Raw genomic sequence first — 25,834 nt, 5'->3', positions numbered from 1 at the left:
GAGGAGTCTCGCCCAGGCGCTCAGCTTTGTGTTGGTGCGCGGGTGGGGTTAGAAGGCGGGGATGAAGATTTCGACGCGGCGGTTTAGGGCGCGCCCGGCGGGGTTGTCGCTTCCGTCGGGGTTTTCGTTGGGTGCGATGGGTTTGGTTTCGCCGTAGCCGGTGGCGTCCAGGGTTGCGCTGACCCCGTCTTTTTTCAGTTCGGCGGATACGGCGTTTGCTCGGTCTTCGGAGAGTTGTTGGTTGAAGGCTTCGTCGGAGACGGAGTCGGTGTGTCCGTAGATGTGGGCGGTGGGGACTTTGGCGTCGTTGAGGACGGTGGCGAGCTTGGACAGGGTGTGTGCCGCGTCGGGTCGGATGTCGGACTTACCGAAATCGAAGAGCACACCGTCCTCAAGAGTGATCACGGTGCCGCAGGATTCGATGGGCTTGAGAGAGTCGATCGGGGGGAACTTGCCCATCTGGGGAACCTTCTCGACCTTGGGCGCGTCCGTGATGGTCGTGCCATTGACGATGGCTGTCCCGTCTCCATTGTTGATGATGGATAGCTTTCCGTCGTTGTATTTACCCGTCCCATCGCCATGATTGATGATAGACACATCCTGCCGCGAGTAGTTGCCGCTGCCATCACCATGATTGATGATCGACTCGCTCGTCGCGGAGTTGGAGTAGTTGCCGCCCCCGTGGCCGTCGATGACGTAGCTGTCCGTCGGTGTGGAGTAGGTGCCACTACCGTCGCTGTTCACGTTCATCGAAACGTTCGTGTCGGAGTTGGAGTAGACGCCGGTTCCGTCACCGCCGTAAACGATAGAGATGGGTCCCTCGTTGATGACGCCGGCTCCCTGGCCGTTGTTGACCACGGAACCGTTGTTTGTCGTGGATGCTGCCGAGCCGTCGCCGCCCAGGATGGTGGTTCCTGAGATGAGTCCGGTGCCGTCGCACTTGGCCGGGGAGACCGTGATGCCCGGGATGGATTCGAGGGTGGAAGTGGTCTGGATGACGGCCTTGTCCGCGTTGGAGGCGAACACGTCCAGTGCGGGGATAGCAAAGAGGGGGATTGGGGGAATCTCGCCAGGACGATACCCCGGCACTGCGGCAGCGGCGGACGACTTGGCTGACTGGGTAGCCGACTGACTGGGGGCGGGCGTCGTGGCCTCGGTCGAAGGAGAAGCTGCCGGGGTCTGGGGCTTGGAAGAGCCGCAGGCACCCAGGGCGAGCGCGGCGGCGACGAGCACGGAGGCTGTCAGGGTGTGTCGTGTGATGTTCATGCCCTCACCGTATGGGAAAACAAGGTGAATAGATAATCACACAGTAATCATTGAAAACGTTGATATTCCAGCCTTCTCAGGGTTGATTCGCGGGAGTGTCGGGGACTAATCAGGGGTGCGTCAGGGAGGCGGGTATCGGCGATGGTTTTTCGATGCCGTCGCAGAGCTGTGGCAACCTGCTCATTCTGTGGCGTGATCAACGCCATAGGGTGTGGGAGGCGCTAGGTGACTGTGGGACAATGGAGTCATGAGCTACAAACTGGTGCTGCTCCGCCACGGCGAGAGCGAATGGAATGCAAAGAATCTCTTCACCGGTTGGGTGGATGTTCCGCTGTCGGACAAGGGACGCGCGGAGGCTACCCACGGTGGCGAGCTCCTCAAGGAAGCGGGCGTGAAGCCCGACCTCCTGTTCACGTCGATGCTGCGTCGCGCCATTATGACCGCGAACCTCGCTCTTGACGCCGCCGATCGCCACTGGATCCCCGTTGAGCGCGACTGGCGCCTCAACGAGCGTCACTACGGTGCGCTCCAGGGTAAGAACAAGAAGGAAATCCGCGACGAGTACGGCGAGGATCAGTTCATGCTGTGGCGTCGTTCCTTCGACGTTGCCCCGCCCGCCATCGAGGCAGGCTCGGAGTTCTCGCAGGACGCCGACCCGCGCTACGCCGGCGAACCCGTCCCCATGAGCGAGTGCCTCAAGGACGTTATCGCGCGTCTGCTGCCCTACTGGGACGAGACCATCGTTCCCGCGATCAAGACCGGCAAGACCGTCATGATCGCCGCGCACGGCAACTCCCTGCGCGCCATCGTCAAGCACCTGGATGAGATCTCCGACGAGGACATCGCCGGCGTCAACATCCCCACCGGCATTCCGCTGGTGTACGAACTTGACGAGGAAACCCTCAAGCCCATCAAGAAGGGCGGCACCTACCTGGATCCCGAGGCCGAGGCGAAGATCGCCGCGGTCGCCAACCAGGGCAAGTGAGCTGAACGAAGCCCCGACCTCGTTCGTCATGACGAGGTCGGGGCTTCGTCATGCCCGGAATCTCGCGCATCGCAGTGTCTGAAGCTTGCCCAGATGGCGCGCGCATGATCGCGGCGAGGCGTGCAGGATGGGGCGTTGCCCGGCCGGCTCCGAGACTGGTTTGTGTCGATACATGTATGCGTGTAACGTTGAGCTTTCACACTGTATGGGTCCGTTTTGCTCGCCAGCTGGTAGAATAGTCATGCTATCCACGCAAGCACTCAGGAGTCCATCCATGTCGTTTGAAATCGGTCAGACGGTCGTCTACCCGCACCACGGCGCAGCCACGATCGAAGAGGTCATGACGCGCACCATTCGTGGTGAAGAGCGGACGTACCTGAAGCTGCGCGTGAACCAGGGCGACCTTGAGATCCAGGTCCCCGCCGAGAACGTTGACATGGTCGGCGTGCGCGACATCGTTGACGAAGACGGCCTCGAAGAGGTGCTCGCAGTCCTGCGCGCCCCCTACATCGAGGAACCCACCAACTGGTCACGCCGTTTCAAGGCCAACCAGGAGAAGATCGCCACCGGCGACATCGTCAAGGTCGCCGAGGTCGTGCGCGACCTGACCCGCCGCGACGACCTGAAGAAACTATCCACGGGCGAGAAGCGCATGCTGACGAAGGCCCGCGGGATCCTCACCTCTGAGCTGGCTCTGGCCCGCAACATCGAAAAGTCTGTCGCCGCCGAGCGCCTCGATGCCGTCCTGGCCGAAGGGCGCATCGAGATCGAAGACGATGTCGTCGCAGAGTGAGCCTTGCGCGGTCCTGACGGCCGCAGGCTCCGGTTCTCGCCTCGGCTGCGAGTGTCCGAAGGCCCTCGTTGAACTCTCGGGTCGCCCCCTCGTTTGGTGGGCGGCCCGCGGCCTACGCGCCGGGGGAGTAGGGTCGATCGTCGTGACCGCCCCGGCCTCGTCCATCGAGGAGTTTCGGCGCGCACTTGCTGATATCGACGACCTCGGTGTCGTCGCGGGCTCCGATCATTCGCGCCAGGAGTCCGTGGCCCTGGGGCTGGCTGCGCTGGGGGAGCGGAACGCGGCCGCGATCGTCCTCGTGCACGATGCGGCGCGCCCCCTGACGCCCTCGCAGGTCACTGCCCGCGTCATCGACGCGGTGCGCGGTGGCGCGGGCGCGGTCATCCCCGTCCTGCCCGTCACCGACACCCTCAAGACCGTTGGCCCCTCAGGTGCCGTCACGGGCACGCCGCGCCGCTCCAACACGGTGGCCGTCCAGACCCCGCAGGGCTTCCGCTGGGAGCTGTTGATGCGCGCGCACGAGGCGGGAGCATCCCTCGGCGCGAAGGAGGCGACCTCCGCCACGGACGACGCCGGCCTCGTCGAGGCGATCGGTGCCGCCGTGCAAACGGTCGCGGGGGACGAACGATCCCTCAAGGTCACCCGCCCCCTCGACCTGGCCCTCGCGCAGCTTCTCGCAGCCGAGGAAATGAGCGCCTCATCAGCCTCGGCCCGCTCTCGTGGAGAGGGAAGTGATCGCCTCAGGGCACCGTGAGGATGTCGATGACGAGCTGCCGGTCGATACGTGCATCATCTGGCGCGGCTCGTTGGCGGCGGTGACGATAATATTGCGCGTTGTCGCTATCCCTTCGGCTGCGTCGGATAAGTCGAACAGGTCAGGGTGCGTCGTCGCGTGCCTCGTTCATCGAATATCCCGGCATGTGGGATGCGGTGAGGGCGTGCCGGTGCTTCCCGGCCTCATTCCGTGTTCGGCCCGAGAAGAGCGTGTGCCACGAAACGTGGTAGTTTCACCCTGGACGCACTCGCGTCGCAGAGCACTCTCCATCGAAGGAGCCCGATCCCATGAGCGCTACTCCCGCCACCCCGCATCGCGTCATCACGCGCAAAGTCGTCGATTGGGCGGCTTGGGACTGGGGCAGCGCCGCCTTCAACGCGGTCGCCACGACCTTCGTGTTCACGACCTTCCTGACCAGCGACGGAGTCTTCACGGACTCGGGCACTGCCTCGACCTGGCTGAGCAACGGCATGACGATCGCCGGTATCTTCATCGCGCTGCTCGCTCCCATCACCGGCCAGCGTGCCGATCGACAAGGCAAGGGCGGAGTCTGGCTCGGGTGGTTCACCGGGGCGGTCGTCGTCTGCATGCTCGCCATGTACTTCGTGCACCCCGCCTCCGTCCTCGGTCCCCAGGGGGCCCTCATGCTCGGCATCGCGCTGCTGGGCCTGGGCAACGTGTTCTTCGAGTTCGCCTCGGTGAACTACAACGCGATGATCAACCACCTGGGCGGGAAGGAAGACCGCGGCAAGATCTCCGGCTTTGGCTGGGCGTCCGGCTACATCGGCGGCATCGTCCTGCTGCTCATCCTCTACGTGGGCCTGATCGGCGTGAACCTGCTGGGCGTGCCCTCCGACGACCACCTGAACATCCGTATCTCCATGGTGATCGCGGCCCTGTGGTTCGGCGGCTTCGCGATCCCCGTCATCGTGAACCCCCCGCTGCCCAAGAAGGTCCAGGCCGGCGGCGGTAGCGAGTCGATCATCGACTCCTACAAGCTCCTGTGGCGCACCGTGCGAACCCTCAAGCGCGAAGCCCCGCACACCCTCTTCTTCCTCATCGCCTCCGCCGTCTTCCGCGACGGCCTCGCCGGCGTCTTCACGTTCGGCGCGGTCCTGGCCAAGACGGCCTTCGGCTTCAGCGCCAGCGAGGTGTTGATCTTCGCAATCGCCGCCAATGTTGTCGCAGGCCTGGCGACCGTCGCCTTCGGCTGGGTCGATGACAAGATCGGCCCGAAGAAGGTCATCATCCTGTCGCTGTGCGCCATGGTCGTCGCCGGCTTCGGCGTCTTCTTCCTGCACGCCCAGGGCCCCATCGTGTTCTGGAGCCTCGGCCTCGTCCTGTGCGTCTTTGTTGGGCCCACCCAGTCCGCGTCGCGTTCCTTCCTGTCGCGCATCATCCCCGCCGGCCGCGAGGGTGAAGTCTTCGGCCTCTACGCGACGACCGGCCGCGCCGTGTCCTTCATGGCTCCCGCGATGTACAGCCTCTTCCTGCTGCTCGGCAAGCGCATGACGCCCGCCGGCCAGGATTACACCTACTGGGGTATTCTCGGCATCATGCTGATCCTCGGCGCGGGCCTGGCCCTCACGATCCCCGTGAAGGCAGACCGCGCGACCCTGGACCACATGGAGGGCTGAACGCCTCGCCTCAGACAAGGCACGTCCCCGACGCATGCGAGTCCAATCTCGCGCGCCGCAGGGATGCGCAGGCACCTCCGTCGTCGGTGCCGTGCCTCCGCAAGTGGGGGTGCTACTCGGCGCGCACCATGAGGGCACTCGCCAGCGCGGCCACGCCCTCGCCTCGTCCCGTGAAACCCAGTCGATCCGAGGTCGTCGCCGACACGGTGACCGTGCCCCCGGCGATCTCGCTCATGACGGCGCAGGCCTCGGGCAGACGGGCGGCCATGCGAGGCCGATTGCCCACGACCTGCACGGTCGCGTTACCCAGAACCCAGCCGGCCTCGGCCGCCATGCGACGAACCTCTTCGAGGAGCGCCCGGCCCGACGCCCCCGCCCACTCGGGGCGATCCACGCCGAAGATCGTGCCGAGCTCGCCCAGGCCAGTGGCTAGCAGCATCGCGTCGCACAGCGCATGCGCGGCGACGTCCGCGTCCGAGTGACCCTCGAGGGGGCGCTCCCCCGGCCACTCCAGGCATGCGACCATGAGCGTGCGCGGCGAATCGGGCGCGGCGAACGCGTGGACGTCGACCGCTTGGCCGATACGGAAAGGCAGATCAGTCATGGCACCAGGGTAGCGTCACGCGGAAGCCGGAGTAAAGGCCGTGACCCGGCCCTTCGAGATCGCGATCACGAGGTCATCGAACGCCCACATCAGCTGATCCGCGCTGGTCAACGCCATGTCCTCGTGGACGACGTCCCCCTCCGTGTCGAGGAAGTAGACATGGTCGGACTGCACATGCCCGCCATTCACGATGTACACGGCGGCACCGTCGGCGCTCATGCGCACCTCCGTCACATCCGGGTAGCAGGGCTCGCCGGAATCGATCGCCAGGCCCTTGGCGTCGTGCACGATACGCGAGCTCCCGCCCGACGTCGTGGAGACCGTGACGTCCTCGCACTTTCGGCCCGACACCTCGACCGTGCCCGCCACCCACGGGGTCCTCCTGGTCGTCAGGTAGGTTCGGAGCTCTTCAAGGGTCGGGGCCTGTCCCCCGCGCACGATCTCATTCAGGTAGCGCGCCACCTGGAAGGAATCGACGAGAGCGCCGGAGGTATCAAAGAACTGCGCCTGGTCCCTGTCGACGACGACGGCGACACCGTCGCTGGCGACGAAGACATCGCGTCGGTAGCTGGTTGGGTCCAACTGAACCTTCTCCCCGAGCGTCGTCACCGTGCCCGTGCGCACGTTGATCAGCTGCAGGGTTCGCCTGTCCGCCACGGGTGCCAGAACCGACATGTCGTCGCCGCTGCCAACAACTGGGGCGTCCCGCATCTCCCAGATGCCGTGGCGCAACTCCTGCAGCGACGTGATCGACTTCCACTGCTGCTTCCACTCGGAAGACTCCCACGTCCAGCCGGTGCAGGTTTCGGCACCCGAGCACGTCACGAGGACGTCTCCGGCCACCGTCAGGGGAGCGTCATCCACCCAGGGGGCTTCCTGAACCTCGCCCGTCGCCTTGTCCACCGTGGAGTTGCCAACGATGAGCCTGTCGCCGATGGACGCCATGCGCAGATTCAAACGGTAGGAATCGCGGATCACGTTCGGGTTGCTGGAATCCCAGATGACCTGCGGCTGCGAGCCCGAAATATCCACGGCGGCGACGTCAAGCCCCTCGCGGGTGCTATTGGTTGCGGCCACGTACAGGGTCGTGCCGTCGACCAGCGTCGTTACCTCATCGTGCTCCCCGCGGACCGGGGAGATGCTGTCGAGGGTCCATGCCTTCCCGATGCCCGCCGCCCAGTCGCGGGAGATGTTCCCGGTGCTCGTGGCAGAACCGGAGTATCCCTGGGAGCTTGCCGCCTTCTCGCGCGGCTGGGATGCCCACGGGACGAAGAAATAGCCGAGGACCACGAGGACGACGACCAGGAATGCAAGGATCGACAGGACGATGAACCACGCGCGCTTCGAAGAAATGTTTGAGGCGGCCCCCGGGTCGTTCGGGCGCTGAATGGGGTTCGGGACCGACGACGGCGAGGCAAACGCATTCGTCGACGAGGCGACACCGCTCGCTACAGGGGCACCCGTCGGAGGCTGGGAAATCGGGGCGCTCGAGGAATCGAAAGCGGAGGGCTGCGTCCACGGGGAATCGTTCGTACTCACCCGTCGTTTCTACCACAGTCGAGGGGCGACCTCCCCCGGCGTTCACGTGGCCCGCGCCTCGTTCGTACATGTGACGAGGTCCGGGCGCCCTCGCAGCCCACCTGCCCTCTCCGATAGGATCGACCCGTGCGCTACATTTCGACCCGACGCGGCCCCAACACGCCCACCCGTTCCTTCAGTGACATCCTCCTGGAAGGCCTCGCCCCCGACGGCGGCCTCTACCTGCCCGAGGAGTACCCGACGCTGTCGCAGTCCGACCTGGACGAGCTGCGCATCGTTCTGCGCGAGGACGGCTACGCGGCCATGGCCGCCGGCATCATCTCTCTGTTCGTCGACGACATCGGTGCCGACGACCTCAGCGCGATCACGGCCCGCGCCTACCGCGCCCCCTCCTTCTCCGACCCCCAGATCGTCCCCGTCGACGCCCTGGAGGGCACCGGCCTGCACCTCGCCCACCTGTCGGGCGGCCCCACCGCCGCCTTCAAGGACATGGCGATGCAGCTCCTGGGCGAACTCTTCGAATACGAGCTCACCCGCCGCGGCGACTGGCTCACCATCGTGGGTGCCACTTCCGGCGACACCGGTTCCTCCGCCGAGTACGCGCTGCGCGGACGAGAAGGGCTTTCCGTCGTCATGCTCACCCCCGCCGGGCGCATGACCGCCTTCCAGCGCGCCCAGATGTTCTCCCTTCTCGATGAGAACATCGTCAACGTCGCCGTCGACGGCGTCTTCGACGACTGCCAGGACCTCGTCAAGGCCGTCAACATGGACGCCGACTTCAAGGCCACGTGGCACGTGGGTGCCGTCAACTCCATCAACTGGGCGCGCCTGCTCGCCCAGGTCTGCTACTACGTCGCCACCTGGCTGCGCGTCACCGAGGAAGGGGCCGACGCTTCGTCCAAGGTCAGCGTCGTCGTCCCCTCGGGTAACTTCGGCAACGTGTGCGCCGCGCACATCGCCCGCCAGATGGGCGTGCCGCTGGGTACCCTCGTCGTCGCCACCAACGAGAACGACGTCCTCGACGAGTTCTTCCGCACCGGCGTCTACCGCCCCCGCTCATCCGCGGACACGCTGGCTACTTCCAGCCCGTCCATGGACATCTCCAAGGCCTCGAACTTCGAGCGCTTCATCTTCGACCTGCTGGGCCGCGACGGTGACGCCACCCGCGCCCTCTTCGATGATGCCCTCGCGCGCGACGGCTACTTCGACCTGTCCGGCACACCCGAATTTGCCTCCCTGCGCGACACCTACGGCTTCACCTCCGGGACCTCCTCGCATGCGGACCGCCTCGCGGAGATCGCGCGCACGGAAAAGGAGAGCGGCTACCTTCTCGACCCGCACACGGCCGACGGCGTGCACGTCGCCCGCGCGCTCCGCTCACAGATCGAGGGTCCGCTTGTCGTCATGGAGACCGCCCTGCCCGTCAAGTTCGCCGAGACAATTCAGGAGGCCACCGGCCACCTACCGCCCGTGCCTCCTCGCTTCGAAGGCATCGAAGGCCGCGAAGAGCGCGTCACCCCGCTGGCCAACTCCGCCGAGGACCTCAAGGCGCTGATCGCCGCGCGGGTGCGCCCCGGCGCCTGACTCCCTTCCTCCTCACGAGGCCCGGACCCCACCCGCGAAGCCGCGCGGTTTCGCATTGGGGGACCCGGGCCTCGTTACATACTTCCGCGAATGCGGCCGCGGGCGGAAGCGGGCCAGGTGCCCAGGTAGGATTGAGCCATGCTTCACCTGTACGACTCCAAGAGCGCCCGTGTCCAGCCCCTGAACCCGGTCACCCCCGGGAAGGTCGGCATCTACCTGTGCGGCGCCACCGTCCAGGGATCCCCCCACGTCGGCCACCTGCGCGCCGCCGTCTCCTTCGACACGCTGATCCGCTGGCTGCGCCGCAGCGGCTACGAGGTCACCTACGTCCGCAACGTCACCGACATCGACGACAAGATCCTGCACAAGTCCGCCGAAGCCGGCTGGGACTGGTGGGCGTGGGCCTACCGTTTCGAGCGCGAGTTCACGCAGGCGTACGAGACCCTCGGTGTGCGGGCCCCCACCTACGAGCCGCGTGCCACCGGACACATTCCCGAGCAGCTTGACCTCGTTCAGCGCCTCATCGACGCCGGCCATGCTTACAGCGACGGGCACGGGAATGTGTACTTCGACGTGCATTCCCAGGCCGATTACGGCTCGCTCACCCGCCAGCGCCTGGCCGACATGCGCACCACCGAGGACGACGCTCAGATCGACGAGGCCGTGGAGGCAGGCAAGCGCGACCCCCGCGACTTCGCCCTGTGGAAGGCCACGAAGCCCGGCGAGCCCGCCACCGCCTCGTGGGAAAGCCCCTGGGGACGCGGGCGACCCGGCTGGCACCTTGAGTGCTCCGCCATGTCGCGCCGCTACCTCGGCGACGAGTTCGACATCCACGGTGGCGGCATCGACCTGCGTTTCCCGCACCACGAGAACGAACAGGCCCAGTCGCACGGCGCGGGCTGGGAGTTTGCGCGCCTGTGGGTCCATAACGCGTGGGTGACCACCAAGGGCGAGAAGATGTCCAAGTCGCTGGGCAACGTGCTGTCTATCGGTGCTCTCACCGAGGAGTATCCGGCCGTCGCCGTGCGTTGGGCGCTGTCCACCGTTCACCACCGCTCCGCCATCGAGTGGGGTGCCGAGACGCTGCCCGCCGCGCACGCCGCCTGGGAGAAGTTCTCAACCTTCGTTGCCCGCGCCATCGAGACCGCCGGCGAGGCGGGGGTGGACGAGATCGCACTGGCACCCGCCGACCTGCCCGAGGCCTTCGTCGCCGCCATGGATGACGACCTCAACGTCGCCGGCGCGCTCGCGGTCCTGCACGAGCACCTCAAGGCAGGCAATGCCGCGCTGGCTGCCGGGGATGTTTCCCGTGTCTACCGCGAGCAGGTCCTCGTTCGTTCCATGCTGGACGTGCTGGGCCTGGATCCCGCCTCCGAGCAGTGGCGCGGACAGGCTGGTATCGGCGCTGGTGCCTCTAGCGCTGCTGCCGCCGAGCACGAGGCGCTGGACGCGCTGGTTCGGGCTGTGCTGTCCGAGAGGGCGGCTGCGCGTGCCGCCAAGGACTGGGCGCGCGCCGATGAGCTGCGCGACCGCCTGGCCGCCGCTGGCGTCACCGTCGCTGACGGCCGCGACGGTGCCACCTGGAGCGTCGGCTGATCCGTGGTTGAGCCGAGGCTGAGGGCCGGGCTGCGCCGTGGGCGGTGGCCCGCCCGCTCGCCGTTCGCGACGGTGCCACCTGGAGCGTCGGCTGATCCGCGGTTGAGCTGTGGCTGTGGGCCGGGCTGCGCCGTGGGCGGTGGCCCGCCCGCTCGCCGTCCGCGCCGCGAGCTTCGCTCGGCGCGTCGTCTCGAAGCCCGGCCAGGCCCCGCCACCGCCTGCGGGCACGGCAGCCGCGCCTAACTAGCGCCCACGGGCACCGCAGCCGCGCCTAACCAGCGCCCATGGGCACCGCAGCCAGGCCTCGCAACCCTCCGGCACCCTCCGTATCGGCACCGCTACCAAGGAAGCGCATTATGGCTTGTTGTGTAGGGGCATTGCGCTACTCGGGGAGGCGCTGCACCCGATCCGTAGGCATTGCACCCGTTCTGATCGGGTGCAGCGCCACGTAACAGGTGCAGCGCCACGTAACAGGTGCAGCGCCACGTAACAGGTGCAGCGTTACGTAACAGGTGCAGTGCCACGTAACGGGTGCAGCGCGCTATGCGCTGTTGAGCCAGCCGATGATGGAAGGAACCTTGTTGCTAGCAATGCTCCACGGCTTCGCTAGATGCGCCAGTATTGACTAGACATTGCGGTAATCGGTGGCTCATGCGATGTCTCGCTCAGTCGCGCAATGCTGCCCAGCCTCGCGCGTCGTTTCCCTGAGGAGACCCAGAGAGCGCAGCCGCGGCATTGACGAAGAGGGCTAGAAACCGGGTACCGCGAAAAGCCCGCTCAGCGCTGTACTCTGGTGTCGGGCTGAGGCCTTCTTGACGAGAGACAGACAGGATGAACGACATGGAGTACGTGGCTCTGCTGCGCGGCATCAACGTCGGCGGCAAGAACAAGGTCGTCATGAGCGAGCTGCGTGAGCTTATCGCGCGCGCTGGCTTTACGAACGTGCGCAGCTACATCAACAGCGGCAACCTCCTTTTCGAGGCCGACACCCCAGCTGAGGACGTGGCCCAGATGGTCGAAGACATCCTGGAAAGAAACTATGACTTCCCGATCCGTCTCGCGATTCTGACGGGGGAGGACTACCTCGCGGAACTGGCCGACCTGCCCGACTGGTGGCACGGCGACGTGGCTCGCCGCGACGCCCTGTTCTACGCGAGAGGCCTGGACCGGGATCACGTGCGCGAGCGCATCGAGGCGATGGAACTGGGTGATGAGGCCGTCCACTTCGGTGAGAGCGCTGTGTTTTGGGGCAAGTTCGACGAGAAAGAATTCCTGAAGACTGCGTATCACAAGCGCCTGCTGCGCGAGGACTTCTACCGCCAGGTGACTATCCGCTCGGGTGCGACGGTCGAGAAGATCGCCGCGTTGCTCGAGCGGGTGTGAGGTGAATACCGCCGCGGTCGGCGGTAGCGTCGAGGCCGCGACGAGTCCGGCCGCGGAGGCGTGCGGTGTGCGCGATGGCAGCGCGGGGCTGGGCTGATGCTGTCTCTAGGCTCGGGCCGGCAGTGTGGCGAGGCCGTGGCCGCGTTCGGGCGTGGGACTGACGCGTGGGCGGTGCGCGAGGGGCGACCGTGCCGTGGGGGTGCGACGCAACATGCTCATCGATCGTGATTTTGGCCCCCGCACGCGCCCCTATGGCCCCGATGCGGCCTAAAACCCGTACGCTTGTGTCAGTTCACGAGAAAACGAGGAGACACCATGGCCTCACACAGCGGGCGCCCCGGCGCCATCCGTAAGAAGGGCACCAAGAAGGGCGCGCAGGTCGGTACTGGCGGCCACTCGCGCCGCCGCCTTGAAGGCAAGGGCCCGACCCCCAGGGCCGAGGATCGCACCTACCATCCCGCTCACAAGCGCAAGGTGAAGCGCGAGGCCCGCGAGGCACAGGAGGCAGCGATCGCGCGCGCTCGCGCCAAGTCCTCGATCCGAGTGAAGCCCGGCCATGAGCTCATCGCCGGCCGCAACCCGGTCGCCGAAGCTGCCCGCGCCTCGGTGCCCATCGAGCGCGTGTTCATCCTCGACAACGTGAAGGATGACCGCGTGGAGGAGGTCGTGCGTCTCGCCTCGGCCATGGGTGCTCCCGTTTACGAGGTCACCCGCCGTGACCTGGACGTCGCGACCGACGGTGCCGTCCACCAGGGCGTCGCCATCGAGGTGCGCGGCTACGATTATGCCGATGCCTCGGACTTGATCGCGGGCTCCCTGCAGCAGCTGGGCCACCCGCTCCTCGTCGCTCTCGACCAGGTGACGGACCCCCACAACCTGGGCGCGGTCCTGCGCAGCGCGGGTGCTTTTGGAGCGGACGGCGTCGTCATTCCCGAGCGCCGCAGCGCGGGCGTCAACACGACCGCGTGGAAGGTGTCGGCCGGCGCGGCCGCCCGAGTGCCCGTGGCTCGCGCGACGAACCTCGTGCGCGCCCTCGAAGAGGCCAAGGCGGCCGGCTACTTCGTGGTCGGCCTGGATGGCGGTGGCGACGCGCCCCTGCGCGGCCTGTCGCTGGCGGATGGCCCCCTCGTCGTCGTGACCGGCGCCGAGGGCGCAGGCCTGTCCCGCCTCGTGCGCGAGACCTGCGACCAGATCGTGTCGATCCCGATCGCCTCGGCCGTCGAGTCGCTGAACGCGGCTGTCGCCACGGGTATCGCCCTATACGAGGTGGCCTCCCTGCGCGCGCAGGACTGAGCCTCCCGGACTGTCTGTCGTCTCGCCGTGGGTGCGCTCTAGCGCCTGCGGCGAGACTGCCTTTTGCTGCTACATGGATGACGAGGGCGTCTGTGTGCCTGCCGCTCGGCGCATTGCGGCGGGGGCGTCTGCCCTGAGGACGCCGTCGTCGGGGAGGTCGTTCGCGGTTCAACCCTGATGGAATCGCTGAGTCTGAGTTTCCTGAGGATCGAAGAATCAGGCTACCGTGTGAGCTTCTTGGTGGTCTTGCGCATCGCCTTAAGTTCGGGGACCGAGAGTGGTAAGTCCGGCTCGATGTCCCTGTGATCGAGGTGACGGACGGGGGCGGACAGGATGCCCTGCGCGTTGAAGGACTCTTCGAGCCAGCGCATCGACGATTCGATGTAACTGTTCACGAGGCCGCTAAGGTTGATCTGCGTCGCCCAATCAGCGAGGCACCACAGTTCGGTCATCGGCCCCGCTTCGGTTTCGATCGTGCGTGCGATGATGTCCACGTAAATCTTCGTGATGGCGGCTTGCTTGGCGCGGTTGAGACACAAGAGATCACAGTGTTCTCCGCAGTGGCACTATCGATTATTTCTCTTCGCGGCCCTTCGCATGAGGGCGACGCTCCTGAAGCTGAACAGGTGATCCTTGGGCAGGTCGTGTCCCATGAAGCGCTTGGGGGGACCCAGCAGGAGCCCCTGTGCGAGGAGCGCGTTGGTCAGATCGTGAAGGGCGGTGTCCATGAAGGCGTTGGACACCATCGGGTCCATCGATACCACCTCGCCGTCGAAGCACCACAGCTCGGAGGCCGGCCGACCGCCCACCGAGCAGGGGCGCGCGGCGATGATGATGCGCTTGCGCTCCTGGCGTGCGCGTTTGATGGACTTGGGTGCCAGGGATGGGAAGAGCCCGATGACCGGAAGGTTGTCAATGAATGATGACATGGCGAAATGTCGTGCGTCGGAGCCGGTGATCAGCTCGGTACCGACCCACCCGTGGCTAGCGAGCTGCTCGCTCATCCCCGGCGTCCCGTCCCGTGCTCCCGTGGACACCCAGTAGTCGGCGCAACGCTGGACCGCCTGGTGCGGGTCGGTCGCCAGCTGCGCGTACAAGTAGCGCTCTCGGTTCAGGAGGCTGTTCGAGGTCGAGGCCGGGGGAGTCGTGCTCATGAGCGTTCCTTGGTCGGAATGAATTGGGTGGTGGGATCGAGGATGCTGCCGTGCATCTGGTCGCGGTAGTCGGGGGCGGGGTGCGCCGCGACGACGATGCGGTTCTTGTGCGGCTGGTACAGCTGCGCACGTACGGCCTTCGTCGACAGGTGGATGGCGAGTCCACCCAACGCGAGGCCTGGGGAGATCTCGGCGCCATCCAGAAGGGTGTCGTGGCCGTGGTTGTGCGACGGGGCGGACCCGCCGGGCATGACCATGGCCTCGGCACCCGACCATCCGAGGTTTGCGAACCGTTCAGCCATCATGGTGGTCTCAGGCTCGATGCCGATGGCGCGCCACAAAGTCACGCAGCGCGCGGTAGGCTCCGCCGGTGGGGATGAAGCGCTGAACACCGTCATGGGGCGGCGCTGAAAGATGGCGGGGCCGGCAAGAACACTCTCAAAGCGACCACAGTGACGAGACTGTTTGCTCCGTTTCCTCATAGGTCCGGATCGCCTCGTCGAGGAGCTGCCGGGCGCGAGAGAGCGCCTCCGCAGTCTCACGGAGAGCCTCCTCGGTCATGCGCATGCGGTTGAATGCGGCGCGAGCTGCCTCGCCTTCCCAGTTGTTGGCGAGGTAGGCACTTGTCATGGGAACATTGTCAATGATCGCTTCCATGTGATCCACGCGCTGGCTGAGCGTGCTAGACAGGGACTGAAGTTCGCCCTCGTCGACGTAGAGATCTGCCACGGTTGCCTCCTTGAATAGCGGTTTCTTAGAATCCCCGCATAGTGCGGAGGCGTTGCTGGGTTTCTTCGCTCATAGCGGCGAGGCTTTCCTGGAGAGCTGCGAAGGGGTCTTCTTCATCTTCTTCCTCTGCTTCCTCACGGGCCTGCCGCATCGCTCGAGCGATGTTTTGCTGGGCTGTTTGTCGGAGAGCGTCTGCAGCCTCGGACGTATCCTTCCCGGAGAATACGTCACTCAGCGTTGTCTCGCCTTTATCGATGCGTTCCTGAATCTCTTTCCAGTCCGCACCGAGCTCTCCGTTTCGGGCAGCCTCGGCGCGTTCCTGCCTGTGTTCAGCGTTATCGCGCTCGTCTTGCTGACGCTCCCGCGTAATGCTCTCAGATACGTCTCGAAGTGAACGCATCAGCTCTTCAATCCTGGTGAAATAGTCCTGGTTAGTCATGCTCGTGCTGCAATCCCTCGTGCTGCCGCTTCTGCGAGGTTCGATAGGGTGATACGGGTCTCCAGAAGTTGATCCTTGCCCTGGACTATGGACTCAAAAATATCAAAGAGGATGTTGATGATCTTGTAGGCCTTCATGATCCATTTCGTGATCTTCCAGGCGTACCTCGCGACATCAATGACGCCCTTGATCCATCCTGCGATGGGAACGGAAGCATCTATGAGGATGTCCACGCAAGCGACCTGGAGATCAATGAGCACCTGGCCGATTGCGTCTGCAGCTTCCTTGATGGCCAGCTTGACGGCGGTGAGAATCAACGACATTACGCTCGTTGCGCCCTGTAGCGTCTGAGTCCCCATGGCGAGGGCTGCAATAAAAGCATTGGCTGCCTCCGAGCCCTTCCCGGTCCACTCGGCCAGGGCGGGAAGGATTTCAGAGTCGTTTTGAGCGATGGCGACGAGTGCATCGCCGATCTCAGACCAGGCAGTTTTAGCGCGATCTACGACGCGCCAGTCGCCGACGGTGTACTTGAAAATGATGTCGTTCAGGAATGAGATGCCGGTCAGCTTCTCAATAAGCCAGTCGTAGGCTCCGAGGATGGGCCCAGCCTTCCAGCGTAGATTCTCCATCTCCGATGTCGGAGACTCGGGAGGAACCAGGTAGGAACTCGCGTCCTGTGCCTCTGAAATCGAGCGATTCGCAGACATCGCTTTTTCGACCCGCTGATTGAGCCGGCCGGGAAGATCCTTAGCGTAATCGCGGAGCGCTTCGATGTCCTGCCCCATCTGCTCGATCACGTGGGGGTCAGCACCGCCGTACCACTTCGATGCTCGTTGCTCCGCGGCACCGAGTGTGGGCAGTTGCGAATGAGGATCGTTAAAGGGGAGTGCAGTGCCACCGAGAGCCTGGGTGGCCATAGCCAATGCGTTATGGATCTGTTCGTCAGCGCTGATGTACGCGTCAAGGGTTTGCCCGAGATGATCGGCCGCTCCGCCATGAGCTTTCTCAAGGAGGCCGAGGACGAGATCGCCTGCTGCTGCGGCAGCCTCGTTGTAGGGATAGAACGCCATCAGGATAAGACCGGAGGCTTCGGAGCCCAGGCCAAAGCTGCACCATTCCTTCAGGAATGACCGCATGTTTGCGAGGTGTTCGGAGGACTGGCGCTCCAGCACCTGCTGCGCCAGCGACAGGTCCGCGTATTCGACAGATAAAGGCATGTTCCCTCGCTATGTCTCGAATCTTTGACGGTGCATCCTCACCGATGTGGCGGGCCATGGCGCTCAGCGGTGACTCGATCATGGTGTTCACTCAAAATAGCACAGGCAGTCAAAGTTCGTGGCGGCCTTCTTGAGGGGTGTACTCCGCGCACGTATGATCGCCGCATGAGCGTCCTCGGAACCGTCATCGTCGGCATTGTCATCCTCATCGGAGTGATCGGAGCGGTCGTGCAGGTTTGGCCCTCCGCGCCCGTCGTCGGAGGTGCGATCCTCGTGTGGTCGTGGATGACCGGCACGCGCGCCGCGTGGATCATCTTCGCCATCGCCGCCGCCGTCCTGCTCCTCGGAATGGTCCTGAAATACGTGATCCCCGCCCGCGGTATGAACAAGGCGGGAATCCCTCAGTCCACGCTCGTGTGGGGAGCCGTCGGCGGCGTTGTCGGCTGGTTTATTGGCCTGCCCCTCGGCCTCGTTCTCGGCATGGTCGCCACCATCTTCGTCGTTGAATACTTGCGCAGCCGCGACACCGCCAGCGCCTGGACGGCCACCCTCCACGCCCTCAAGGCCTTCGGATGGACGATCGCGATCGAGCTGATCGCTGCCCTCACGTGCGCGACCCTGTGGGGGGTGGGCGTCGCCCTGGTCGCCGCCGGAAACTAGGCCGACCAGCCAGGGGGTCCCGGCCTCGTCGTTCCTCCGGTACGATGGATGCGTTGCGTGCACCCGCGCGACTCACCCAACTTAACGGAGATACTCATGCCCGCCGTCATCGTGCTCGGCGCCCAGTGGGGCGACGAAGGCAAAGGCAAGGCCACTGACCAGCTCGGCCAGCACACCGACCTCGTCGTGAAGTTCAACGGAGGCAACAACGCCGGCCACACCGTCGTGATCGACGGCGAAAAGTACGCGCTGCACCTCCTGCCCGCCGGAATTCTCTCCGAAGGCGTCACCCCCATCATCGGCAACGGCGTGGTTGTCGACCTGGACGTGCTATTCGAGGAGCTCGCGGACATCACCGCGCGCGGCGTCGACTGCTCGCGCCTGCTCATCTCCTCCAACGCGCACATCATCCCGCCGTACAACCGCCTCATGGATCAGGCGAACGAGCGTGCGCGCGGCAACAACCTCATCGGCACGACCGGACGAGGCATCGGCCCCACCTACGCCGACAAGATGAACCGTATCGGCCTGCGCATCCAGGACCTTTTCCATCCCGAGGAGCTGCGCGCCAAGGTCGAGGCCGCTTTGGCCCCCAAGAACAACATTTTCGAGGCCGTGGACCTTGAGGTGCTCGACCCCGCCGAGGTGTCCGACCACCTGCTCTCCTTCGCAGACCGCATCAAGCCGATGCTGTGCGACGTGTCCCTCGTCGTTAACGACGCGCTGGATCGCGGCGACACCGTCCTCTTCGAGGGCGGCCAGGCCACGATGCTCGACATCGACCACGGCACCTACCCCTTCGTGACCTCATCCAACCCGACGGCAGGCGGGGCGCTCACCGGCTCCGGCGTCGGCCCGACCCGCATCGACCGCGTCATCGGCGTCGCCAAGGCGTACACGACCCGCGTCGGCGAGGGCCCGTTCCCCACGGAGCTGGACAACGAGGTCGGCGAGGCGCTGCGTGCCAAGGGCGGCGAGTTCGGCGTGACCACGGGGCGCCCGCGCCGCACCGGCTGGTTCGATGCAGTCGTCATGCGCTACTCGACGCGCATCAACGGCCTGACCGACATTTGCCTGACCAAGCTCGACGTGCTCTCCGGCTACGACACGATCCCCGTGTGCGTCGCCTACGAGGTGGACGGCGTGGTCACCGAGGAGATGCCCCTCGACCAGGCCGGCTTCGAGGCCGCCGTGCCCGTGTACGAGGAGCTGCCCGGCTGGAGCGAGGACATTTCGCAGTGTCGCACCTTTGAGGAGTTGCCACGCGCCGCCCAGGACTACATCAAGCGCCTGGAAGAGCTGTCGCGCTGCCGCATCCAGTCCATCGGCGTGGGGCCGGGCCGCGAGGCCACGATCGTGCGCTACCCGATTCAGTGACGGTTGCCTGAAGCGTTTGGGGCCGGTGCTGCGATGCGGCACCGGCCCCGCTGTGTGTGGATAGTTGTTGTCCCGCATGGGTTCCGCACGTGGACCCGATGACCTGCACGTAAACCCCTTTATGCGCACGTAAACCCCTCGACCTGCACGTGGGCGGCCCTGCCCACGTGCAGGTCGTCGGGTTAACGTGCGGGGGAAGGGGCCCACGTGAGTACAAGTGAGTGCGCGGAACTCACATGGTGGACACGTGGATAACCGTGTCGTGAGGTGGTGGTGTGCAGGCTGCGCGTCGGCGCGCGGAGATGACGAGGCACGCCGAACCGAATGCGCCTGTCGGCGCGAAGGCCGCTCGTAGCGGCAGAGTTTGGAGCCCGGGGCATACCGGTCCGGCGTGCCCCTAAACTCTACGGCCGCCTCCGCCCGACTGCATCCCGTGGCGGCGTGCATCAACCCACACGGGGCGTACGCCACAGCCGTCGCGTCGTCGCCGAGGCCGTGGCTGCGTCACATGTCGCCGACACCAGGCCGCCTCCTCGTTCGGGCCGACCCGCGTGAGCGGCCCCGGCCTCGTCGAGTGCACACATGTGGGACGATGGAGGCATGACATCGACCCCGCCCACACGCCCGCGAACCGTCCGAGACCGTGGGCGCCGCCGCGACACCCTGGCCACGCGCCACGTTCCCAACAGCATCGGTACCTTCACCGTCACCCTGCTGGCTGCGGCGACCATCGTCGCGTGGTGGCTGCCGGGGTCTCGCTGGTCCGTCGGTCCCATCGTCGCCTTCGCTTCTTTCCTGCTGGCCCTCGGCTGGCCGAGCCTCGCGCGCCTGCATATGCCGTGGCTCGCGCAGGCGGTCCTGGCCCTGGGCGGGGCTCTGACTCCCATGGGCGTGGCCTACTGGAAGAACCTCGACATCGCCGTGCCCCTGACGGGCATCACCCTGGTCGCCCTGGTCGCGGCGACGATCCTGGATGCGCCCGCGCCCCGTGATCATTCCGTCGGGCGCACGAGCGAGCACTGGGGGTCCACCGCCCTGAGTGCGGCTCTCGCCTCGTCGGTGACCGGGCTTCTCATCGTCACCTCCGGGTCCATGTGGGTCTCCCTCACCGTCCACGAGCGCTGGTCCGTCATCGTCCCCATGGCCGCTCTGATCGCCATCGTCGGCGCGGCTGCGGCACGCGCTGGGCGCAGCGCGAAGGCCGGCGTCGCCGTCGCGATGATCTCCGGCATCATCGCGGGCCTCGTTGCCGCGTCGATTGCCTGGTTCCTCGGAGAGACCTCGGACCTGCTGCCCGTCGTCTTCCCTTTCATCGCAAAGCGTTTCGGTGAATTCGCAGCCTTCCTGACGCTCGGCGGCGTCACCGGCTTCGGCGTTGGCTTCGCAGTGTCGGTCCTGGACGCGCTCCTTGGGGAACGGGCCTCCTCCGCCCAGCTCGCCAACGTCCTGGGACGAGGTGCCGCGAAGTTCCTCGTCGCTGCCCTGCCCGTGTACGCGATGATCCGCATCGGCGGCATCTGAGCTCCCCCGACGGCTGGGCGACCGCGCGACCGGGCCCGGACTCGTCCCTTTTCGCTCCCAGCTGCGCGCCCCGGCTCGCGCGGTGAGGGTCGTGTCGACGCGTTAGGCTGGAGCCATGATGGTGATACCTGCTGACCTGCCCGCACTCGTCGCTCCCGTCGCGTGGATGCTTGGAACCTGGGAGGGCTGGGGCATGTACGCCGCCCCGGGCGCACCGGCAGACGCGCCCGCCGAAGATTCCCCCGTCATTGAGGAGATCCGCGGCGACGTCGTCGGCGAGCAGATGCGCCTGGTGACCCGCGTGCACGCGGGCGTCGCCTCCGAGCCGATCGACCCCACCTGGGACGCAGCGAAGGGCCTGTCGGCAATCAAGAAGGGCGACCTGATCAGCGAAGAGACCCTGTACGTGTCCGTCGTCCCTTCCGACGCGCCGCTGCCGCCGCCGGGCCAGTACAACCCCCGCGAGTTCACGGCGACCTCCGCGTCCACCGAGGGCCACAGCGCCGTGTGGGATGGCGTGAGCGTTGGCCCGCGCGTGCAGATGGTTTCCGAGGCGATCGCTCTTTGTGCAGACGCCACCCGCCTCACGCACCTGGGTCGTATGTTCGGCTTGGTCGCTGGCGAACTCATGTGGACGCAGGAGCGCACCCTTGACGGCGAGGACGAGGCCGACGTTGAGATCTCCGGCCGCCTCATGCGCACCGAGCAGGCCTCGACCGAATCCGGCGAGGTTATCGAAGGCATCGACGAGAGCCAGGAGGGCTTCCTTGTCTGAGCCAGAGATGTCCGAGGACTTCATCGACGAGGCCGTGGCCTCCTTCGGCGCGACCGCGCACTTCGGGGATCCGTCGGGGGAGCAGTGGGCCCTCGAGGGAGGGCGCGGCCTGGTGCGCCGCCCGGACCTGGCGGTCATCGACGTTTCAGGCGCGGACCGCCTCACCTGGGTGACGTCGCTGGCCTCCCAGATCGTCACCGACCTCGTCCCCGGCGTCAGCCGCGAGCTGCTGATCCTCTCTCCCGAGGGGCGCGTCGAACACTGGGCGGGCGTGAGCGACGACGGGGAGGTACTGCACCTCATCGTCGAGCGCTCCGACGTTTCGGGGTTCGCCTCCTTCCTGGAGGCGATGCGTTTCGCGCTGCGCGTGAGCGTCGAGCAGCGCGACGTGGCCGTGTTCTCCTCGGTTCGTGCGGGTGCGAATGCGCCCGAGGCGGTGGCCGGCCTGCCCGGGCACCTGTGGACCTGGGAGGACCCGTGGCCCGGCGTCGTGGAGGGCGGGGCCGCCTACTTCCAGGGTGAGCGCCACCCCGGCGCGCGCACCCCGATGATGTGCCACGCTGTTGCGCGGCAGGTGGCGGATGATTTTGAGGCGGAGTGGCTGGCCTCCTGCCCGGAGGGCGGAGCGCGCCGCCGTGCCGGATACCTGGCGTGGGAGGCCACGCGTATTGCCGGCTGGAAGCCGCGCCTGGGTCGCGAGACCGACGCCCGCGCGATCCCGCCCGAGCTGGACTGGCTGCGCAGCGCCGTCCACACGACGAAGGGATGCTACCGCGGACAGGAAACCATCGCCCGGGTCCTCAACTTGGGTCGTCCTCCGCGCCGCCTGACGTATCTGCAGCTGGATGGCTCGCGCGGCGACCTTCCCGCACCCGGCACGCCCATCGAGGTTGGGGGTCGCCAGGTCGGCGTCGTTACCTCCTCGGCCCGCCACGCGGACGAGGGGCCGATCGCCCTCGCGCTCGTCGCCCGCGCCGTGCCCGTGACGACGGTCTTCGACATTGACGGCGTCGCTGCCGCCCAGGAGGAGATCGTGCCCGTTCACGGCAAATCCTCCGTGTCTCCCCAGACCCGCCCGGGTGCCGACCTCTCGCGCGAGGCGGGACAGCGTGGTGGTTCCACGGGTTTTGGCGGACTCGGCTCTGCCCTGGGGTCGCGCTGATGCGCGCCGTCATCCAGCGCGCTACCTCCGGCGAGGTTCGCGTCAGCGGGCGCGTCGTCGGCCGCCTCGCCTTCGACAGCCTTGACGAATCCGGTGCCCGCCGCGAGACCGCAGCGTCCGGCGTTGGTGGGCAGGGCCCAGCAGTCCCGGCGGGGGAGAGCGGCTGCGAGAAGCGCCAGGGCCTTGTCGTCCTCCTGGGGGTCCAGCGAGGCGACGGTGCCGAGCAGGTGGCCACGGTGGCCCGCAAGATCGCCGAGTTGCGCATCCTCGACGGCGAGCTTTCGGCCGCCGACGCGGGCGCGCCGATCCTGGTGATCTCCCAGTTCACGCTGTACGGGGACACCCGCAAGGGGCGGCGCCCCTCGTGGGCTCATGCTGCCCCCGGTGATGAGGCCGAGCCCCTTGTCGACGCGGTGGTCGCCGACCTGCGCGGCCGGGGCCTGCACGTCGAGACCGGCCAGTTTGGGGCGATAATGGAGGTCTCGCTGGTCAACGACGGGCCGTTCACGGTCCTCGTCGAGGCCTAGCGCCGCGTCCTAGCCCCTGACAATCTCGCACGCATTGTCTGCGACAATCTTTCAAGCAATGACGAAGCATCGTTGAAATTGCAACGTGTCTGGACGGTAGTGAACGTTTGGGCCATCGAATTGCGCGCGACTTGTGCCGTGGGAGCACAACGTGAGGGCCGCCCATGCGCCCAGGGCGAAAGCGCGCGCACGGCGCGGGAGCTTTCCGTAGGCTGTAACCAGTCAACTGGGACGGGTGTACGCCGAGCTCGGCGAAATGCCCGTCCTGTGAAATGAGGAGAGGCATGTTCGAACGCTTTACCGACCGCGCTCGCCGGGTCGTCGTGCTCGCGCAGGACGAGGCTCGCGGTCTCAAGCACAACTACATCGGCACGGAGCACCTGCTGCTCGGGCTGATCTCCGAGGGTGAGGGCGTCGCAGCCAAGGCCCTGGAGACGATGGAGATCAAGGGCGAGGCCGTCCGTGCCTCGGTCATTGATATCATCGGCGAGGGTGAGAAGCCGGTTGAGGGTCACATTCCCTTCACTCCCCGCGCTAAGCGTGTGTTTGAGCTGAGCCTTCGCGAGGCCCTGCAGCTGGGCCACAACTACATTGGCACGGAACACCTGCTGCTCGGCCTCCTCAAGGAAGGTGAGGGCGTGGCCGCCCAGGTCCTGACTAAGCAGGGCGCGGACCTGGCGCAGGTGCGTCAGACCGTCATTCAGATGCTCAGCGGTTACCAGCGCGGTGACGAGGAGGGGCGCGAATCCGTGGGTGCGGGCGTGGGCGGTTCGGGTGGTCCCGAGCGTTCCAACTCTGCCATCCTTGAGCAGTTCGGCCGCAACCTGACGCAGGCCGCCCGTGAGAACAAGCTGGACCCTGTCATCGGCCGGCGCGTCGAGATGGAGCGCGTCATGCAGGTTCTGTCGCGTCGCACGAAGAATAACCCGGTCCTGATTGGTGAGCCCGGCGTCGGTAAGACGGCGGTCGTTGAGGGCCTCGCCCAGGCGATCGTGCATGGCGACGTGCCCGAAACCATCAAGGACAAGCAGATCTACAGCCTCGACATGGGCTCGTTGGTGGCGGGCTCGCGCTACCGCGGCGACTTCGAGGAACGTTTGAAGAAGGTCCTCAAGGAGATCCGTACGCGCGGCGACATCATCCTGTTCATCGACGAGATCCACACCCTCGTGGGTGCCGGTGCCGCTGAGGGATCCATCGACGCCGCGCAGATGCTCAAGCCCATGCTGGCCCGCGGCGAGCTCCAGACGATCGGTGCGACCACGAACGACGAGTACCGCAAGTACATCGAGAAAGACGCTGCCCTTGAGCGTCGCTTCCAGCCGGTCAAGGTTGAGGAGCCCAGCGTCGATGAGACGGTCGAGATCCTGAAGGGTCTGCGCGACCGCTACGAGGCTCACCACCGCGTTATCATCACGGATGCCGCGATCCAGGCGGCCGCCGAGCTGGCGGACCGCTACATCTCGGATCGCTTCCTCCCGGATAAAGCTATCGACCTGGTCGACGAGGCCGGTGCGCGACTGCGCATTCGTCGCATGACCGCCCCGCCGGAGCTGCGCGAGCTGGATGAGAAGATCGCCGAGGTTCGCCGCAACAAGGAGGCTGCCATCGACGACCAGGATTTCGAGAAGGCCGCGTCGCTGCGCGACGAGGAGTCGAAGCTGAACGGGGAGCGCAAGGCGAAGGAAGAGGCCTGGAAGGGTGGCGAATCCGACGAGATCGCCGAGGTCGGGGATCAGGAGATCGCCGAGGTCCTGGCCATGTCGACCGGCATCCCGGTCGTGCGCCTCACCCAGACCGAAACCGCGAAGCTACTCAAGATGGAAGACGAGCTGCACAAGCGTGTTATCGGCCAGGATGAGGCCGTCAAGGCTCTTGCCCAGTCGATTCGACGTACGCGCTCGGGTCTGAAGGATCCGAACCGTCCCGGCGGCTCGTTTATCTTCGCCGGCCCGACCGGCGTCGGTAAGACTGAGCTGGCCAAGGCCCTTGCCGAGTTCCTTTTCGGCGACGAGGATGCCCTGATCCAGCTGGATATGTCGGAGTTCTCCGAGAAGCATACGGCCTCGCGCCTCTTCGGTGCTCCTCCCGGCTACGTCGGCTATGACGAGGGGGGCCAGCTCACGGAGAAGGTTCGTCGTAAGCCCTTCTCGGTTGTCCTCTTCGACGAGGTCGAGAAGGCTCACCCGGACATCTTCAACTCGCTGCTTCAGATCCTGGAAGAGGGCCGCCTGACAGACTCGCAGGGTCGTAAGGTGGACTTCAAGAACACCGTCATCATCATGACGACGAACTTGGGTACCCGAGACATCAACAAGGGTGTCCTCACGGGCTTCCAGACCGCGGACAATTCGACGCACGACTACGGTCGTATGAAGTCGAAGGTCGCGGAGGAGCTCAAGCAGCATTTCCGTCCCGAGTTCCTCAACCGTGTTGATGACACGATCGTGTTCCCGCCGCTGACCAAGCCGGAGATCTCTCGCATCGTGGATCTGATGATCGCCAAGCTGGCCAAGCGCATGGAGGCTCAGGACATGCGCCTGCAGTTGACCGACGAGGCGCGCGAGCTGCTTGCTGACGTCGGCTTCGACCCGGTCCTGGGTGCGCGTCCGCTGCGCCGCGCGATCCAGCGCGAGATCGAGGACGCACTGTCCGAGCGCATCCTCTTCGGAGAATTGCAACCCGGTCAGGTTGTCACCGTTGGCGTCACCGGAGAAGGAAAGGAACGCGCGTTCACCTTCAACGGGGAGTGATTTACTCGCCAATTATTTGAAGCTGACAAAGTGCCTTTTCTAGAGGGCGGCCCTTCGTTCTGCGG

At 65.9% G+C, this 25,834-nt stretch carries 24 protein-coding genes; 15 read left to right on the top strand and 9 right to left on the bottom strand.

Annotated elements, in window-relative coordinates; all coding sequences use genetic code 11:
- Positions 1 to 48: 48 nt before the first annotated feature.
- Positions 49 to 1,266: an OmpA family protein gene (locus RDV55_RS03705; protein ID WP_111824087.1), complete on the bottom strand. Its 1,218-nt coding sequence runs from the start codon at positions 1,264 to 1,266 to the stop codon at positions 49 to 51.
- A 247-nt stretch (positions 1,267 to 1,513) separates the two neighbouring features.
- On the opposite strand from RDV55_RS03705, the gene RDV55_RS03700 reads away from it, so the two are divergent.
- From RDV55_RS03700 to RDV55_RS03685, 4 genes are all read left to right on the top strand, one after another.
- Positions 1,514 to 2,251, top strand: a complete 738-nt coding sequence (locus tag RDV55_RS03700; protein WP_111824086.1) for a phosphoglyceromutase — start codon at positions 1,514 to 1,516, stop codon at positions 2,249 to 2,251.
- A gap of 274 nt (positions 2,252 to 2,525) precedes the next feature.
- Positions 2,526 to 3,044, top strand: a complete 519-nt coding sequence (locus RDV55_RS03695; RefSeq protein ID WP_111824085.1) for a CarD family transcriptional regulator — start codon at positions 2,526 to 2,528, stop codon at positions 3,042 to 3,044.
- Complete coding sequence (ispD, locus tag RDV55_RS03690) at positions 3,028 to 3,798, top strand: 2-C-methyl-D-erythritol 4-phosphate cytidylyltransferase (RefSeq protein WP_111824084.1); 771 nt, start codon at positions 3,028 to 3,030, stop codon at positions 3,796 to 3,798. Before RDV55_RS03695 ends, ispD begins: the two co-directional genes overlap by 17 nt.
- A 308-nt stretch (positions 3,799 to 4,106) precedes the next feature.
- The gene (locus RDV55_RS03685) at positions 4,107 to 5,456 is read left to right on the top strand and encodes an MFS transporter (protein ID WP_111824083.1); all 1,350 of its coding nucleotides are present in this window, start codon (positions 4,107 to 4,109) and stop codon (positions 5,454 to 5,456) included.
- 112 nt (positions 5,457 to 5,568) lie between these two features.
- On the opposite strand, the gene ispF is transcribed toward RDV55_RS03685, so the two are convergent.
- Both ispF and RDV55_RS03675 read right to left on the bottom strand, forming a co-directional pair.
- Positions 5,569 to 6,060, bottom strand: coding sequence for a 2-C-methyl-D-erythritol 2,4-cyclodiphosphate synthase (ispF, locus tag RDV55_RS03680; protein WP_111824082.1), 492 nt, complete (start codon positions 6,058 to 6,060; stop codon positions 5,569 to 5,571).
- 15 nt (positions 6,061 to 6,075) lie between these two features.
- Entirely contained in the window at positions 6,076 to 7,599 is a 1,524-nt protein-coding gene (locus RDV55_RS03675) for a hypothetical protein (RefSeq protein ID WP_111824081.1), read from the bottom strand.
- A gap of 126 nt (positions 7,600 to 7,725) precedes the next feature.
- Between RDV55_RS03675 and thrC the strand changes: the two genes are divergently transcribed.
- From thrC to rlmB, 4 genes are all read left to right on the top strand, one after another.
- The gene (gene thrC, locus RDV55_RS03670; RefSeq protein WP_111824080.1) at positions 7,726 to 9,183 is read left to right on the top strand and encodes a threonine synthase; all 1,458 of its coding nucleotides are present in this window, start codon (positions 7,726 to 7,728) and stop codon (positions 9,181 to 9,183) included.
- A 138-nt stretch (positions 9,184 to 9,321) separates the two neighbouring features.
- Positions 9,322 to 10,779 (top strand): cysteine--tRNA ligase, encoded by a 1,458-nt coding sequence (cysS, locus tag RDV55_RS03665; protein ID WP_111824079.1) that lies wholly within the window; start codon positions 9,322 to 9,324, stop codon positions 10,777 to 10,779.
- 840 nt (positions 10,780 to 11,619) lie between these two features.
- Positions 11,620 to 12,162 carry a DUF1697 domain-containing protein gene (locus tag RDV55_RS03660; RefSeq protein ID WP_111824078.1) on the top strand — a complete coding sequence of 181 codons (543 nt, stop codon included), beginning with the start codon at positions 11,620 to 11,622 and terminating at the stop codon, positions 12,160 to 12,162.
- Positions 12,163 to 12,477: 315 nt separating this feature from the next.
- Entirely contained in the window at positions 12,478 to 13,455 is a 978-nt protein-coding gene (gene rlmB / locus RDV55_RS03655) for a 23S rRNA (guanosine(2251)-2'-O)-methyltransferase RlmB (protein WP_111824077.1), read from the top strand.
- Positions 13,456 to 13,676: 221 nt separating this feature from the next.
- Here rlmB and RDV55_RS03650 read toward each other — a convergent pair whose 3' ends face one another.
- The 6 genes from RDV55_RS03650 to RDV55_RS03625 form a co-directional block, all read right to left on the bottom strand.
- A complete protein-coding gene (locus tag RDV55_RS03650) occupies positions 13,677 to 13,994 on the bottom strand; it encodes a hypothetical protein (protein ID WP_245907743.1) in 318 nt (105 codons plus the stop codon).
- A 27-nt stretch (positions 13,995 to 14,021) separates the two neighbouring features.
- A complete protein-coding gene (locus RDV55_RS03645) occupies positions 14,022 to 14,609 on the bottom strand; it encodes a hypothetical protein (RefSeq protein ID WP_111824076.1) in 588 nt (195 codons plus the stop codon).
- The gene (locus tag RDV55_RS03640) at positions 14,606 to 14,956 is read right to left on the bottom strand and encodes a hypothetical protein (protein WP_245907741.1); all 351 of its coding nucleotides are present in this window, start codon (positions 14,954 to 14,956) and stop codon (positions 14,606 to 14,608) included. The genes RDV55_RS03645 and RDV55_RS03640 overlap by 4 nt, the downstream gene beginning before the upstream one ends.
- 91 nt (positions 14,957 to 15,047) lie before the next feature.
- Positions 15,048 to 15,338 carry a WXG100 family type VII secretion target gene (locus RDV55_RS03635; protein WP_111824074.1) on the bottom strand — a complete coding sequence of 97 codons (291 nt, stop codon included), beginning with the start codon at positions 15,336 to 15,338 and terminating at the stop codon, positions 15,048 to 15,050.
- Between the two features lie 25 nt (positions 15,339 to 15,363).
- Complete coding sequence (locus RDV55_RS03630) at positions 15,364 to 15,777, bottom strand: hypothetical protein (RefSeq protein WP_111824073.1); 414 nt, start codon at positions 15,775 to 15,777, stop codon at positions 15,364 to 15,366.
- Positions 15,774 to 16,994, bottom strand: a complete 1,221-nt coding sequence (locus RDV55_RS03625) for a hypothetical protein (protein ID WP_111824072.1) — start codon at positions 16,992 to 16,994, stop codon at positions 15,774 to 15,776. The genes RDV55_RS03630 and RDV55_RS03625 overlap by 4 nt, the downstream gene beginning before the upstream one ends.
- 165 nt (positions 16,995 to 17,159) lie before the next feature.
- On the opposite strand from RDV55_RS03625, the gene RDV55_RS03620 reads away from it, so the two are divergent.
- The 7 genes from RDV55_RS03620 (at position 17,160) to RDV55_RS03590 (ending at position 25,769) form a co-directional block, all read left to right on the top strand.
- Positions 17,160 to 17,654: a DUF456 domain-containing protein gene (locus tag RDV55_RS03620; RefSeq protein WP_111824071.1), complete on the top strand. Its 495-nt coding sequence runs from the start codon at positions 17,160 to 17,162 to the stop codon at positions 17,652 to 17,654.
- A 96-nt stretch (positions 17,655 to 17,750) separates the two neighbouring features.
- Entirely contained in the window at positions 17,751 to 19,031 is a 1,281-nt protein-coding gene (locus tag RDV55_RS03615; protein WP_111824070.1) for an adenylosuccinate synthase, read from the top strand.
- Between the two features lie 600 nt (positions 19,032 to 19,631).
- On the top strand, positions 19,632 to 20,552 hold the full coding sequence (locus RDV55_RS03610) for a hypothetical protein (RefSeq protein ID WP_174703828.1): 921 nt from the start codon (positions 19,632 to 19,634) through the stop codon (positions 20,550 to 20,552).
- Between the two features lie 115 nt (positions 20,553 to 20,667).
- Positions 20,668 to 21,327: a heme-binding beta-barrel domain-containing protein gene (locus tag RDV55_RS03605; RefSeq protein WP_111824069.1), complete on the top strand. Its 660-nt coding sequence runs from the start codon at positions 20,668 to 20,670 to the stop codon at positions 21,325 to 21,327.
- Positions 21,328 to 21,334: 7 nt separating this feature from the next.
- The gene (gene ygfZ / locus RDV55_RS03600; protein WP_373462910.1) at positions 21,335 to 22,489 is read left to right on the top strand and encodes a CAF17-like 4Fe-4S cluster assembly/insertion protein YgfZ; all 1,155 of its coding nucleotides are present in this window, start codon (positions 21,335 to 21,337) and stop codon (positions 22,487 to 22,489) included.
- Positions 22,489 to 23,016, top strand: coding sequence for a D-aminoacyl-tRNA deacylase (gene dtd / locus RDV55_RS03595; protein ID WP_111824067.1), 528 nt, complete (start codon positions 22,489 to 22,491; stop codon positions 23,014 to 23,016). Before ygfZ ends, dtd begins: the two co-directional genes overlap by 1 nt.
- A 284-nt stretch (positions 23,017 to 23,300) precedes the next feature.
- Positions 23,301 to 25,769 (top strand): ATP-dependent Clp protease ATP-binding subunit, encoded by a 2,469-nt coding sequence (locus RDV55_RS03590; protein ID WP_165835862.1) that lies wholly within the window; start codon positions 23,301 to 23,303, stop codon positions 25,767 to 25,769.
- Positions 25,770 to 25,834: the final 65 nt, after the last annotated feature.

Source organism: Schaalia odontolytica (genome assembly GCF_031191545.1).
In the GTDB taxonomy this organism is placed as follows: Bacteria; Actinomycetota; Actinomycetes; order Actinomycetales; family Actinomycetaceae; genus Pauljensenia; species Pauljensenia odontolytica.
This window is presented reverse-complemented; position numbering and strand designations above follow the sequence as displayed.

Excerpts from the sequence above, each read along its gene's own strand:
- RDV55_RS03705 (WP_111824087.1), bottom strand. The coding sequence starts at position 1,266 with ATGAACATCACACGACACACCCTGACAGCCTCCGTGCTCGTCGCCGCC.
- RDV55_RS03700 (WP_111824086.1), top strand. The coding sequence starts at position 1,514 with ATGAGCTACAAACTGGTGCTGCTCCGCCACGGCGAGAGCGAATGGAAT.
- RDV55_RS03695 (WP_111824085.1), top strand. The coding sequence starts at position 2,526 with ATGTCGTTTGAAATCGGTCAGACGGTCGTCTACCCGCACCACGGCGCA.
- ispD (WP_111824084.1), top strand. The coding sequence starts at position 3,028 with ATGTCGTCGCAGAGTGAGCCTTGCGCGGTCCTGACGGCCGCAGGCTCC.
- RDV55_RS03685 (WP_111824083.1), top strand. The coding sequence starts at position 4,107 with ATGAGCGCTACTCCCGCCACCCCGCATCGCGTCATCACGCGCAAAGTC.
- ispF (WP_111824082.1), bottom strand. The coding sequence starts at position 6,060 with ATGACTGATCTGCCTTTCCGTATCGGCCAAGCGGTCGACGTCCACGCG.
- cysS (WP_111824079.1), top strand. The coding sequence starts at position 9,322 with ATGCTTCACCTGTACGACTCCAAGAGCGCCCGTGTCCAGCCCCTGAAC.
- RDV55_RS03660 (WP_111824078.1), top strand. The coding sequence starts at position 11,620 with ATGGAGTACGTGGCTCTGCTGCGCGGCATCAACGTCGGCGGCAAGAAC.
- rlmB (WP_111824077.1), top strand. The coding sequence starts at position 12,478 with ATGGCCTCACACAGCGGGCGCCCCGGCGCCATCCGTAAGAAGGGCACC.
- RDV55_RS03645 (WP_111824076.1), bottom strand. The coding sequence starts at position 14,609 with ATGAGCACGACTCCCCCGGCCTCGACCTCGAACAGCCTCCTGAACCGA.
- RDV55_RS03630 (WP_111824073.1), bottom strand. The coding sequence starts at position 15,777 with ATGACTAACCAGGACTATTTCACCAGGATTGAAGAGCTGATGCGTTCA.
- RDV55_RS03625 (WP_111824072.1), bottom strand. The coding sequence starts at position 16,994 with ATGCCTTTATCTGTCGAATACGCGGACCTGTCGCTGGCGCAGCAGGTG.
- RDV55_RS03620 (WP_111824071.1), top strand. The coding sequence starts at position 17,160 with ATGAGCGTCCTCGGAACCGTCATCGTCGGCATTGTCATCCTCATCGGA.
- RDV55_RS03615 (WP_111824070.1), top strand. The coding sequence starts at position 17,751 with ATGCCCGCCGTCATCGTGCTCGGCGCCCAGTGGGGCGACGAAGGCAAA.
- RDV55_RS03610 (WP_174703828.1), top strand. The coding sequence starts at position 19,632 with ATGACATCGACCCCGCCCACACGCCCGCGAACCGTCCGAGACCGTGGG.
- RDV55_RS03605 (WP_111824069.1), top strand. The coding sequence starts at position 20,668 with ATGATGGTGATACCTGCTGACCTGCCCGCACTCGTCGCTCCCGTCGCG.
- ygfZ (WP_373462910.1), top strand. The coding sequence starts at position 21,335 with ATGTCCGAGGACTTCATCGACGAGGCCGTGGCCTCCTTCGGCGCGACC.
- dtd (WP_111824067.1), top strand. The coding sequence starts at position 22,489 with ATGCGCGCCGTCATCCAGCGCGCTACCTCCGGCGAGGTTCGCGTCAGC.
- RDV55_RS03590 (WP_165835862.1), top strand. The coding sequence starts at position 23,301 with ATGTTCGAACGCTTTACCGACCGCGCTCGCCGGGTCGTCGTGCTCGCG.